The following is a 12,786-nucleotide window of genomic DNA, read 5'->3' as shown; positions in this document are numbered from 1 at the left end:
CACTTTTTCAATTTGTATTTATATAGTTGACGTAAAATTCGATATAGGAAGTTAATTTTAGAAATTATTGAATATAATCATAAATATTTTTCGCTAATAATAAACAAGTTACTGTAATGAAAAGGGCACGAACATAACCACTTCCTTTTTTTATAGCAAATTTGGAGCCAATGATCCCACCAACAATTTGTGCTATTCCCATTATGAAACCATAGGCGTAGTTTACTTGTCCTAAATACATAAACATCAACAATGCACCAATATTGCTTCCCAAATTAAGAAATTTCGCATTACCTGCTGCCTTTAAAAAATCATACCCAATTAACAAAAAGGTAAACATTAAAAATGAACCTGTGCCAGGACCTAGAAATCCATCATAAAAACCAATAACAAAAACAAAAAAAGTAAAAATAATAAAGTGCCGAGCGGATAATTTCTTATGAGTGGAAATACTACCCCAATCCTTTTTAAATATCGTATAAATAGCAACAATACCAAGCATTAGTAACATCAAAGGTTTCAGTATCTCTGGGTTCATTAAATGAACAATCCAAGCACCTACTATGGAACCTATGAAAGTCAGTGGAAATAGTTTAAGCGCTGATTTCAACTCAAGATTACCAGAACGATAAAATACAATATTACTAGTTACACACCCCATTGTCGATGCTAATTTATTCGTAGCTACTGCCCCTGCTGGATTCAATCCTGTAAATAATAAAGCAGGCAAGGCAATCAGTCCACCGCCCCCTACTACTGAATCAATAAATGAAGCTAAAAAACCAAAAACAATTAAAATAATTAATATTGATGGGTCTAATTGGAAATCCATATATAATCAACCTCTCCTTAGTCACTACTTAAATAGTAACTAAGGATTTGCTAAATGTAAATGGTTATTGTAACGTTGAAAATATAGAGAAAGAACAATTGGAGGACGAAAAATTGAATTATATAGTGCAACAGCTCAAAAAATTAGGCTTTAACGAATATGAAGCTAAATCTTATATATCTCTTGTTAAACAAGGTCCTGTTACAGCCTACCAAGTGAGTAAGGACTCAGGTATTCCAAGAGCACGAATTTATGATGTATTAAGTAATCTTGTTGAAAAAGGAATTGTCATGAAGGAAGAGATAGATGACACCACTCGATATTCACCTTTACCTGTTGAAATCTTTTTGCAGAAGGCTCAATCAGAGTGGAAATCCACTTATGAAGTAATAAGTGAATCATTAAAAAGTCTAGAAACTTTCGAGGAAAAAACAGACAATCGAGTGATTACTTTAAAGGACTATAAGACAATAATTAGTTATTGTCAGACATTACTAAAAAAAGCAGAAAAGCGTATTGTCATATCGATGTGGGATGATATGTATGAGCTGTTAAAGGAAGAGCTTGTTGAGGCGGCTAATAAAGTTACAGTACAAGGTATTACGCTACATGTTGAACATCCAATTAAAAATTTAGAAATCCATCGTATAACACCTTATACAGAAACCAGATCTACAGAACATTGGTTTATTCTGTCCATAGATTCTAAAGAGATGATTTATGGACCATCAATTGATGAGCGTAGTATTGCTTTTTATACAGATGACCCTGTTCATATTTATTTATTAGAGGATTATGTGTGGCATGATGTCCTAGTGAATCGACTTGTTAGACGTAGCCAAGACAATTTGGAGAATTGGATTACTACAGAGCGAAAAACATTTTTTATGGAGGAATAAGGAGCATTATCTAAATTAAAGTTCCTTGTTCAACGGTTATGTTAACTGGCCATTATATCAGTGGTTAAAGCACTCATTGTCTTTATTCCCTCTACTCCATATGTATAAAATTCCGCATTAACTCAAGGCCAATTTATGTTTCCAATTCCGTTAGATAATTAGATAATCGCCTATAAAAGTAAGTGTTTTCTGGTCAACTCATGGGTAAAGCGACAATAATTATGGTAAAATATTGTAAATGCATATAATAAAAAGGAGTTACTGAAATGAAACTAACGAGAAAACATGTAGAAATTGCACTCATTTGGTTTTTAGCATCCTTATTCTGTTTACAGGTTGCTTATGTTCTCCATACCTCTACTGCGATTACAATTGGCTGGGCGTTAACGGGCGTATTTCTTGTTATGAGTTTGTTTGTTTTGAAAAAGAATGTTGCAAAAGTAAAATAGTGAAAAAACACAGCTTATCAATACGAGCTGTGTTTTTTTACTATCAAACTATTCCTCTAACACATCGAGCAAATAGATCCCTCTCTGAAACCCGCCGCGCTCTTCTTTTTTCTGCTTACGAATCCGTTCAATATCTTCAAATGTCGCCCCTTCAGCACGCGCAAGTGAAATGATGACCTCTAGTGCATCCGCAAGTGAATCTAGTGCGTGTTCCCGTTCTTTCATTGAGGCAAACTCCCGAATTTCTTCTGTTCCGATTTTCGCCAATGCTTCTATGTATGCTTGACCTGTTAATTTTTTTGAAGTATATGTTTTTCCAGACATTAAAATCTTTTCTGGAACGAAATCTCTAACTAATTTATTATAGTTTGCCATGTTCATCCCCCCGCCAAAATATCATACTTATACTATAGCATATCTTCTCTTTCTTTCGTTTTGCAATTGGTAACACGGGGACTTGAAACATAAAAAGGCCGCAAAGCCCTCTTGAAAAAGCGCTTTACAGCCTTTTGATTTCTTATTTTATTTCAACAATACAAATACAGCCACTGTCCTTTGAATTTCATATATGTTCCAGCGACTCTTCAAGAATTGTTTGTTTTAAACTCTTGTAAATTACTGCAATTTTTATAGCAAATGCCTCTTTAACAACTGCTTCGAGATAAAGTTGCTAACCGCGTTTGCTTGTTCGTAGGATTCAAGAAAACTGATCTCAATTTAGCTAATAACGGTTTTTCGATGAACGAATGGGCTAAACATCCCATAATAATAGCAATCAATATGCATAACAATGTAGAGAATAGATTTCCTATCAAATCATAAATCCCTAATTTCTTTATCATAATCGCTATTAGTCCAATAAATGCAGGATGAGTAAGATAAATAGAAAATGAAGCGTTACCTAAATAATTAAATATTTTAGGAATACTTACCTTTTTATTTATATCAAAAGACACTAAACCTAGAATTAAACATGTCCCAGAAATTGCATACATGAGAACGGTATCGATATGCATGAGGTCATATATAACAGTTATCCAAGTAAATGTGTAACCTAACATCCCTAATGTAAGTAATGATTTCCCATGTTTAATTCGGAAATTCATTGCAATATAAGCACAACAGCAACCTAAAATAAAATTTAAGTTTAGTCTATTAAATATAAAGCTTATTAAGTAATTGTTTATCTCTATATCCTTTATATAAATAATTACAATAAGCGTTATCCATAAACCAATTAAGAATCTCATTATTTTCCCATTTTTGAAAATAAGCATCGAAAATATCATATAAAATAAAATGTTATGTCTTAAAGACCAAGCACTATAAATAATCGGTTCTTCATGCCATGGGAATAAAGAAAGTGATCCTAAAATGGTTTTAAAACTTTTTGAATACCCATAACCGACAGGAATAAAAAAGAAAAACACAATCACTATACAAGTTATAACCCAATAAAAAGGATATATACCAATAAATCTTTTCATGAGAAACGGACGAAATTTATCTCTATTTCCGATATACTTAGAATACACATAAAACATCATAAACCCAGTTACTATAAAAAAGTAATCTGCCCCGCCAACGCGCTCTAACTTTGTTAAATTTAAAAAATTATAGTTGAAATGCTCATCTGCTACAAAGCCCACGTGAAAACTCAAAATAAGTAAAGGAACAATGGCCCTTGAGGCTTGAATAAGATTTAATCTTTGTCTTTGCTGCATAGAATCCTCCTTACAATATAACCTAAACGATTCTCAAAATACCCTACTATTTTGCGAGGTTTCTATTGTTTGATGAGTTCTATACGAAAGCCATCATGAATTCTTTATGTATTATTATAACATTCATTGATTTCTTGATGCATTGAATATGGACATAAGTTTATATTTGAGGGGATTCTTTGTTCAAATGTAATATTTTATAAAATGAAATTTTAATCAACGGGGAGGTTCTCGGCCAAAAAGAAAACACTAGTGTACGATATTTCTCTTTACTATATAAATCCAAAGTAAAAAACTAACATCAACCCATTCTTTTCAGATGGATGAGAGCATCCGGCCATGGATAGAAGCGGTCAGTGCCTTTTTTAGCCCCATGCCATGTGAAAACAGAAGGAGAAAATGAGTGAAGATCTCTGTTTGTTCTTCATAACCATAATGTATCTGTTAGAAAATCAAATTGGATTTATATAAAAAAAGCGCTAACACGTTTTGCGTCAGCACTTTCCTCTTTTGTATCATTTTATCTAAACGAAGTAAGGGCGGGAGTAGTTTACTCTCCTTTAAACATCGGCGGACGCTTTTCTAAAAACGCCGCAATTCCTTCGCGGTGATCAGCCGTTTTTCTCATTGCGTATTGTCCACGTTTTTCAAGCTGCAGCGTTTGTTCTAAGTTTGAGAGATTCACTTCGCTCAAAATTTGTTTCGTTTGAATCATCGCTTGAATTGGTTTTTGCAGCCACTCATCAATTTTCTGTTTTACAGCTGATTGGAAGTTTTCGCCGATTACTTTGTCAATTAATCCAAGCTCTAGCGCTTCTGTTGCAGATAGCTTTTTCCCTTCCCAAATGATTTGTTTTGCCATATTTTCACCGAGGCGCTTTTGTAAGAAGAAGTGCCCCCCACCATCTGGTATTAAAGCGATTCCAATAAAGTTCATCGCAATGATAGATGAACTGTCTGCTACTACATAATCGGCTGTTAAAGCAATGCTTAAGCCAAGTCCCGCAGTAGGCCCATGAATTGCACTAATCACAAGTTTTGGCATTGTATATAACGTTACAACAATTTCTGAAATAGTTTGCATAATACTTTCAAAGCGGCTTTCATCCTTACTAGAAAGCATCGATTTAATATCTCCACCCGCAGAAAAACCACGTCCATTCCCGCATAATACAACAATATGAACGGAACTTTCCGCTACTTCTTTCAACTTTGCTAATAATTCTTTAAGCGTCGGCTCATCTAACGCATTTAATACTTCTGGGCGATTCACCATAATTGTTGCTACTCGTCCTTCATATTTCACAACTACAGACTCTGCTTTACTTTTTACTTCCATTGTATATCCCTCTCTTATCTAAAGATTATATTTATATAATTAAAGAAAAGAGGTGGAAAACCCTTCTTTTTTCTTAATTTTCTGTCTAATAATATCGAAAATGTGACTTTATCCCCTGTGAAACCATCTTTTATTTATCCTTATAAATATTTACATATCTCATTATAAAGTTCTCCAACACGCTCTTTATAGAATATGCCTTTATCCTCTATTTTCAGTTGCGCTATAGAGGTCCCACCCCATCGCCATTAACTTAAGAAATTGATTGTTTCCCAAAACGAAAAAAACGAGCTAAGAACTATTGTTAACTAAGTAAAACACCTTTTCAGTCTAAATCATTTTTTTAATAAGACATTAGTAATCTTTGTAGTATCTCGGCCGAACCCCATTCACTTCATCATGCTACTTTTAAAAGTTGTTCCTCTATCTTTCAAAAGGCCTTTATTCTTTACTAGTTTATAACTCTTATCTCTCCTAAATTAGCTGTTAAATTAAATTTATAAAGTTGTTCTCCTGATAATACAGCATCTATTGCACACTTTCTAACCCCGCGTTTGTTTATTTGGACATTAGCCTTTGGTGGAATCTTAATATAAGCGCCTGCTGCACCACATGAACAGTTCAAATCTCCACCTATCTCATTCATTTCCAAATTAATCTTCCCTGAAATAGACTTAACATTAGTATGCTGAATTTTTCTTAATAAACGTATATCTGCAGGACGACTCCCAATCTTTAAATCTAAAGAATCACATAAGACATCATTTACAACCAACTTTGCAGTCTTCGTGTTAACTTGTATTTTTTTACCTTGAAGGCCCTCAAGAGTCAGTTCACCAAGATCCTGATTAATAGCTAGGTCTTCCATCATCTCTTCTGGAATACCTATATCGAAATAAACTGATTTTGGAAATCCAATCATAAGAATTGGAGTAATGCGAACTTCTTGTTTTAAAATTAAACGATTCGCTAGTTGTTTTATTTCTATCCCCTTACAATGTCGTCCTAATGATCCATTAATAACTAATTTTGTTCCTTTTATTGCATGACAAAAAACAATTCCTCCTTTAATCTGAATTTCTATTTTAATTCTTTCATTTAGCTCAACTGTTTCCTGATAGTTACTCATTGATCTCCCTCCTAAATTAATCTATTTCCATCCGATTTACTCTCTGCATCAATTCAAGAGAAACTAAGATTCCACTAGCAGCAATTATTGCTAATATAATGACACCTAACATAGGATTATCATAACCAGATGCCACAGTATTCCCTAAAAGGGCAATTAAGCCGAAAGAAGAAATAATTGTAATAGGAATTGATTTTTTAATAAAACCTATTCTCATAGCAATAAGGGCTACCATACTAGTTATAAAAGCAGTAATTACAATCATTAACAATGTAGAAAAAATATCTTCCTGTGAAAGAGTATCTGGAACAATAGGAGAAATTTTTTCTGTTAAACTAAAAATAATGATAGGTATGGCACTGCAAATAATCATAGCCACCGTAGTAAAACCACTTACAATAAGTAATTTTACAAGTAAAACTTTCTTCCGATTGACAGGATAAGAAAATAACAATGTAATTTGTTTTCCTTTGTATTCTTCAATAATAAAGCGAGTATACATTACAGATGATATAGTTGAAAAAACAATCATCCCCATTAATATAGTAAATTTATGGATATTGGCATAATTCTGAAATTGAATCTCATTTGTTTGTTGTGCAACAAATGCAACAAAATAGATAAACGCAAGCAAACCAATACTCGAAATAGCACTTGCTAAGATAAACGTATTTATTTTATTTTTTCCAATTTCAAGTTGGATTAAATTAAGCATGTACTTTTCCTCCTGACATAATTTTGAAGAAATATGCTTCTAACCCCTTCGGAGATTTTTTCTTTACTTCTTCCAGAAGTGCTTCCTCTACCACTATCCCATTTACAATGACTCCAATTGAATCTACAATGTGTTCCAGTTCACTAAGGATATGACTTGAAATAAGAATGGTCATCCCATAATTTTCAGATAGATCTTTAAATAACATCCTCATTCCTTGAATCCCCAGTGGGTCTAATCCATTTACTGGTTCATCCAAAATTAAAAGTTTAGGTTTATGAATGAAGGCACGTGCTATGGCTAATCTTTGTCGCATTCCTAATGAAAATTTAGAAACTGGTTGATCACCTGTTTGAACAAGGCCTACCATTTTTAATACTTTAGAAATCTCAAATCCTTCAGCATCCATATAAGCCAAATGAAATTTCAAATTCTCAGTTGCTGATAAATGCTCATAAAATACCGGAACTTCAATTAAAGTTCCTATACTTTTTAGTATCAAATCGCGATCTTTCGTTACGTCCATTCCAAAAATTTCAACCTTCCCAGATGTAGGAAGCAATAAGCCTGATAAAATTTTAAATACTGTCGTTTTACCTGCACCATTGGCACCTAAAAATCCATAAACAGTATTAGCTGTTACTGTCATCGTACTTCCTTTAATGACCTCTGAACCATCAAATACTTTTACCAAGTTATGTGTTTTTACGGCAACATTATTCATTAATACCACCCAGTTCTATATTTGGATAATGACTCATAAGTTCTTTTATTAATTGATCACTTACAATATCAACCCCTAACTGTCTCATCATATGTTGCAAAAACTTTATCCGATTAATTGTTTCTGATTTTTTACGATTAAATAGGATTGGGTTCGTCCAAACATCCATCAAAAGCATAAAGACTTCTGCACATTCATTGGGATATTCCGTTGTAATGGAACCATCTGCTATCCCTTGTTTCATGATTTCCGTAAATATTAACGCTTCTTTATTTACACTTGCTTTTATTCCTTGCACAATAAACTGTGGATTTTTTATTTGGTAATTCAAAATATCATCCATAGAGTGAATGTTTTTATCTGATGCAATTCTTTCTAAAATTTTTGTTAACTTATCCCTACTATTTACTGAATCAATACTATGAACTAATTGCTCCAACATCTCGTAAGTATAATTAAACTGCCGTTCCATGACTGCTTCTAATATATCTTCTTTCGATTTAAAATGATGAAAAATAGCTCCTCTTGACATTCCAAGAGAATCAACAATATCTTGTATGCTCGTTTTATCAAATCCCTTCTCACTAAACAGCGTTGCTGACACCGTTAATATTTTTTCAATTGTTTGCTTTGAATCTTTACTTCTCATTTAAAAACCCTCTTTCATTACAGATACCGGACATCGGTATGTTTAGACTAACATTACAATATTTGTATGTCAACACGATATATTAACGAATAGTCTAAATTTTTCAACACAAAGTCTCGCCCCACCACCATCAAGTTAAGAAATTCATTATTTCCTAAGACAACAAATGAACCAGATTCCCATAGACAACTATGAAGAGATAAAATTTTCGTTTTGGGGAGACTTCAAAATCTTCGCTTGATGTGTATAGGGCGATAACCCTATACACAAGATTGCAAGTATTACCGCTGCATCAAGCTGATAAAATCCCCTTAAAGTAAAATAATATTCTTTTTGTAGAATCACCGGAAAGAATATTATTTTTGATGAATCACATGTTATAATGAACGGATAAAATCTTTTACTATATATTTGGAGGCATTATGCTAACTTTTGAAGAAAAACTATCGATTATCGAATCTTTCCCAGAGTTGGAAAGAAAGAACGTATCATTAAAACGTGTGAACTTTCACTTTGAAGAAAGCCGCCTAGACAAAAAGAACGTTGTGTATCATTTACACCCAAATGGGAATGGCTTTGTATATGCGAGCGGTATTAAAGGTTATAAAACAGACGATAAAGGCATGGTTAACATCCGTGAATTTTCAGCAGATGAACTACGCTCACTAATTCAAAAATCAATTGAACGATTATCTCAGGAGCCAGAAGAAATCGTAGCACAAGCTGAACCTGCTAAAGAAGAAGAATGGCATAATGAAGATGGACATATCCTTACTCTTATCCAAGAAGACGATATGTGGAATGTGTACGCTGGCGTAAATTTAGACGGTACATTTAATTCTTATCCAGAAGCTGCAGAATACCTTGATGAAGAAGGTTTCTCACGCAAATAATAGCAATGGTTATCGATATGCGATGGTGAGTGAAATTTTACTTTATCAGCGATTTTTCAAATATATCGACTGTTTCTCTCAATATATCGGCGATTCGACAAAGGATATCGACCAACCGACAAAGAACGACACAAAAACAAACTAGAGAAAGCATAGTCAGCCATGACTATGCTTTTTCTTTACACTTTCTTAGCACCTTTTAGAGTTTCTCTCAGCACAAACTTCTGCAATTTCCCGCTCGCATTACGAGGCAGTTCATCTGCAAATACGTAATGACGCGGACGTTTATAGTCAGCTAGTTCATCACTTTCTTTACAATAACTTTCTAAATCGGCGGCCGTAATATGCTCGTCCTTTTTCACCACTACCGCAACAACACGCTCACCCCATAATTCATCCGGTTCACCAAGTACCGCTACATCTAATACACTAGGATGACTATGGAGGAAATCTTCAATTTCACGTGGATAAATATTTACCCCACCGCTTATAACCATATCATCAACACGATCTGCAACGTACAAATACCCATCCTTATCTAAATACCCTAAATCACCTGAATGATACCATCCTTTATACAAAGACTTTGCTGTCGCTTCTTCTCGATTATGATATCCTGCCATCATACATGGTCCGCGTAAAATAATTTCTCCCACTTCATATGGTGGCAGTACATCATCTGGTTCTGCTGGTCCTTCTTCATTCGGTTTTACAATACGAATTTCATGGCTAAAACAAAGCGTTCCAGCTGAACCAGCTTTCGTAATTTGGTCTTCTTCGACTAAAAATGCAACAACTGGCCCCATTTCTGTCATTCCATAAATTTGGACAAGATCAATATGCAGACGCTCTTTACATTCTTTGACGAGCGCTGGTGCCATCGCAGCTCCGCCGTATATTCCTATTTTCATCGAGCGGAGTTCATATTGTGATAAATTCTCTTGTAACATCATATTCCACATCGTTGGTGCAGCGAAGAAAGTCGTGATTTTTTCAGTTTCAATTGTATGTAATACCGTCTTTGTATCAAAGTGATGTAATATAATATTTTTCCCGCCAACTTGAATGCGTGGTAAAATACCAGCATTTAATTCACCGCAATGATATAACGGCGCTACTGCAAGGCCAACGCTATCACGGTTATATTTTAAAAAGTAAGTACAAATCATACTATGCTCAGCAATCTCACGATGACGATGCAGCACCCCTTTTGGATGCCCTGTTGTACCACTTGTATAGAGCATGGAACAATAATCTGTTTCTTCAATAACAATGTCTAACGCTTCAGATGAAGCTGCATTTACTTTTTCATGATATGAATTCGCGTATAAAGGCGTATCATCTTCTATATACCAAAAAGAGCTGCTTGGGAAATCTCGTTCAATCGCAGCAACTGTCTGTTTAACAGCTTTTTCAAATACAACGACTTTGGAGGATGCGTCTTTAAGGATATACGCTACTTCTTTTGCTTTTAAGCGGAAATTAATTGGATTGAAAATCGCACCAATTTTCGCACAAGCGAGGTAAACGTTTACAAATTCATGACAGTTATATAAATAAACAGATACAGTATCTCCTTTTTTCACACCTTCTGCTAATAAAGCATGCGCCGTTTTATTGATCTGTTCATCCCACTCCTCATATGTCCAGCGAATGTTCTTTTCTGGTTCTACTAACGCTTCTTTGTGCGAATACTTCCCAACTGTTAAATCAAAAATCCTCCCAATCGTCATGTACATGTCAAAATATGCCCCCTTTTCACTTTCATAAATCTATCATTTCGCCTATAAGTAGACATTTCCTCTACATTTTTACCTTCTTTTTCTGATCATTCTCGACACTGTTTTACAACATACAAGTGGCGGCTATGAAACAAAAAGGAACTAAAAAAAGGCTGATACCTAAAGCTTCGCAACATGCGAACCTTTAGGCCAGCCTTTTAAGAGAATAACTCTTTTAAAATTTCAAGCTTATCTTCTGTATATTTAATATAACCATCATTATATGATTTCGGATCTTTCGGATTTGCGAAATGCGTAATTGCCCCTGTTTTTGGATGAACAAATTTACTTGATGCACCGCAGCCAAGTCCGATAATCGATTGTACTTCTTCCATAATTACGATATTATAAATACTTTCTTGCGACGGGATCGCGTAGCCAACATTTTCTAAGTTACCTAAAATGTTCTTTTGGCGATATAAATAATAAGGCACGTAGTTATGGTTTTTCGTCCATTCTTCTGCTTCATGCATCATCGCTGTAATTTCTTCTCGGCCTGCGACTTTATATTTACGTTTATTTTGCGTCATCTCTGAAGCACGTTTAAAAGATAATGTGTGAACGGTTAACGATTCTGGCATTAACTTTTCTGTTTCATCTAACGTATGTTTAAAGATATCTAACCCTTCACCAGGAAGACCAATGATTAAATCCATATTAATATTGTTCATTCCCATTTTACGTGCTAAATGATACTTCTCAATCGTTTCTTCTACCGTATGATGACGTCCGATTGCTTTTAGCGTTTCTTGGTGGTATGACTGCGGATTAATACTAATACGGTCAATGTTCCATTTATTTAACACTTCTAGTTTTTCCGGCGTAATCGTATCAGGACGACCTGCCTCAACAGTTACTTCACGTACTTCTTTCACATCCGGAAATGCTTGGTACATTTCTTCATACAACATATCCATCTCTTCTGCTGTAATACTTGTTGGTGTACCACCACCATAATAAATCGTGGTAACTTTAATTCCTTTTTCCTTTAAAAATTGACCGATTTCACGAACTTCATAATGTAAACCGCCTAAGAAAGAATCAACCGACCCTTGACGTCCATTAATCGCATAAGCCGGGAAGGTACAGTATGCACATTTTGTTGGACAAAATGGAATACCGATATAAATGCTCACTTCTTCTTTCAAACGATACAAATCTGGAACAACCGCTAATTGACAGTCAACAATACGCTGCAGTAGTTCAATTTTTTCTTCATGAATTAAATAACTTTCACGAAGTTCTTTATGTGCTTCTTCTTTTGTCATCCCATTTTGAAGCATTTTATGAAGAAGCTTCGTTGGACGTACTCCCGTTAAAATCCCCCAGCTCTGCTCAATTCCAGTTAGCTGCTGCAAAACAGAAAGATATACATAGGAAACAACGTGTTTCACTTGTTTCATCCGCTCTTTTTCTACTGTGAAGGAAGATAAATCTTTTTCAAACGTTTCTTCATATACATTTCCTGTTGCAACGTCTGTTAAACGCGCGAAAGCTGTCACATTTCCTTCTATCTTTATTTCAACAATAAGATTCGCATCTTCCTGCTCAAATCCTATCGTGCTCTCTTCAAAAAATAAGCCGCTAATATTTTGTAGCGGACGTAAAAAACGATCATCTTGTAATGTTTTTATTGAAATTAACAACGCTTA

General features: G+C 34.5%; 13 protein-coding genes and 1 pseudogene. 3 read left to right on the top strand and 11 right to left on the bottom strand.

Annotated elements, in window-relative coordinates; translation table 11 throughout:
- Positions 1 to 64 precede the first annotated feature (64 nt).
- Positions 65 to 832, bottom strand: coding sequence for a TSUP family transporter (locus ACX5JI_RS07245; protein ID WP_459500437.1), 768 nt, complete (start codon positions 830 to 832; stop codon positions 65 to 67).
- A gap of 113 nt (positions 833 to 945) precedes the next feature.
- Here ACX5JI_RS07245 and ACX5JI_RS07240 point away from each other — a divergent pair, with 113 nt between their 5' ends.
- A complete protein-coding gene (locus ACX5JI_RS07240; protein WP_459500436.1) occupies positions 946 to 1,731 on the top strand; it encodes a TrmB family transcriptional regulator in 786 nt (261 codons plus the stop codon).
- 266 nt (positions 1,732 to 1,997) lie between these two features.
- Entirely contained in the window at positions 1,998 to 2,180 is a 183-nt protein-coding gene (locus tag ACX5JI_RS07235) for a hypothetical protein (protein ID WP_459500435.1), read from the top strand.
- Between the two features lie 48 nt (positions 2,181 to 2,228).
- Here the strand turns inward: ACX5JI_RS07235 and ACX5JI_RS07230 are convergent, their stop codons facing one another.
- The 8 genes and pseudogenes from ACX5JI_RS07230 to ACX5JI_RS07195 form a co-directional block, all read right to left on the bottom strand.
- A complete protein-coding gene (locus tag ACX5JI_RS07230) occupies positions 2,229 to 2,555 on the bottom strand; it encodes a nucleoside triphosphate pyrophosphohydrolase (protein ID WP_459500434.1) in 327 nt (108 codons plus the stop codon).
- Between the two features lie 71 nt (positions 2,556 to 2,626).
- A pseudogene (locus tag ACX5JI_RS07225) lies at positions 2,627 to 2,764 on the bottom strand (IS6 family transposase); the annotation flags it as partial.
- 60 nt (positions 2,765 to 2,824) lie between these two features.
- Positions 2,825 to 3,904: an acyltransferase family protein gene (locus ACX5JI_RS07220; RefSeq protein ID WP_459500433.1), complete on the bottom strand. Its 1,080-nt coding sequence runs from the start codon at positions 3,902 to 3,904 to the stop codon at positions 2,825 to 2,827.
- 550 nt (positions 3,905 to 4,454) lie between these two features.
- Positions 4,455 to 5,243, bottom strand: a complete 789-nt coding sequence (locus ACX5JI_RS07215; protein ID WP_459500432.1) for an enoyl-CoA hydratase — start codon at positions 5,241 to 5,243, stop codon at positions 4,455 to 4,457.
- 451 nt (positions 5,244 to 5,694) lie between these two features.
- Positions 5,695 to 6,372, bottom strand: coding sequence for a DUF4097 family beta strand repeat-containing protein (locus ACX5JI_RS07210; protein ID WP_459500431.1), 678 nt, complete (start codon positions 6,370 to 6,372; stop codon positions 5,695 to 5,697).
- A 16-nt stretch (positions 6,373 to 6,388) separates the two neighbouring features.
- On the bottom strand, positions 6,389 to 7,087 hold the full coding sequence (locus ACX5JI_RS07205; RefSeq protein ID WP_459500430.1) for an ABC transporter permease: 699 nt from the start codon (positions 7,085 to 7,087) through the stop codon (positions 6,389 to 6,391).
- Positions 7,080 to 7,811 (bottom strand): ABC transporter ATP-binding protein, encoded by a 732-nt coding sequence (locus tag ACX5JI_RS07200; RefSeq protein ID WP_459500429.1) that lies wholly within the window; start codon positions 7,809 to 7,811, stop codon positions 7,080 to 7,082. The genes ACX5JI_RS07205 and ACX5JI_RS07200 overlap by 8 nt, the downstream gene beginning before the upstream one ends.
- Positions 7,804 to 8,460: a TetR/AcrR family transcriptional regulator gene (locus tag ACX5JI_RS07195; RefSeq protein ID WP_459500428.1), complete on the bottom strand. Its 657-nt coding sequence runs from the start codon at positions 8,458 to 8,460 to the stop codon at positions 7,804 to 7,806. Before ACX5JI_RS07195 ends, ACX5JI_RS07200 begins: the two co-directional genes overlap by 8 nt.
- 422 nt (positions 8,461 to 8,882) lie before the next feature.
- On the opposite strand from ACX5JI_RS07195, the gene ACX5JI_RS07190 reads away from it, so the two are divergent.
- Positions 8,883 to 9,353, top strand: coding sequence for a hypothetical protein (locus ACX5JI_RS07190; protein WP_459500427.1), 471 nt, complete (start codon positions 8,883 to 8,885; stop codon positions 9,351 to 9,353).
- Positions 9,354 to 9,532: 179 nt separating this feature from the next.
- On the opposite strand, the gene ACX5JI_RS07185 is transcribed toward ACX5JI_RS07190, so the two are convergent.
- Together ACX5JI_RS07185 and ACX5JI_RS07180 are read right to left on the bottom strand one after the other, a co-directional pair.
- Positions 9,533 to 11,092 (bottom strand): fatty acid--CoA ligase, encoded by a 1,560-nt coding sequence (locus tag ACX5JI_RS07185; RefSeq protein WP_459500426.1) that lies wholly within the window; start codon positions 11,090 to 11,092, stop codon positions 9,533 to 9,535.
- Between the two features lie 200 nt (positions 11,093 to 11,292).
- Positions 11,293 to 12,780: a coproporphyrinogen III oxidase gene (locus tag ACX5JI_RS07180; RefSeq protein WP_459500425.1), complete on the bottom strand. Its 1,488-nt coding sequence runs from the start codon at positions 12,778 to 12,780 to the stop codon at positions 11,293 to 11,295.
- Positions 12,781 to 12,786 lie beyond the last annotated feature (6 nt).

This window comes from Bacillus sp. C1 (assembly GCF_054570475.1).
Note: the sequence above shows the minus strand (reverse complement) of the source record. Positions and strands in the feature narration are given on the sequence as shown.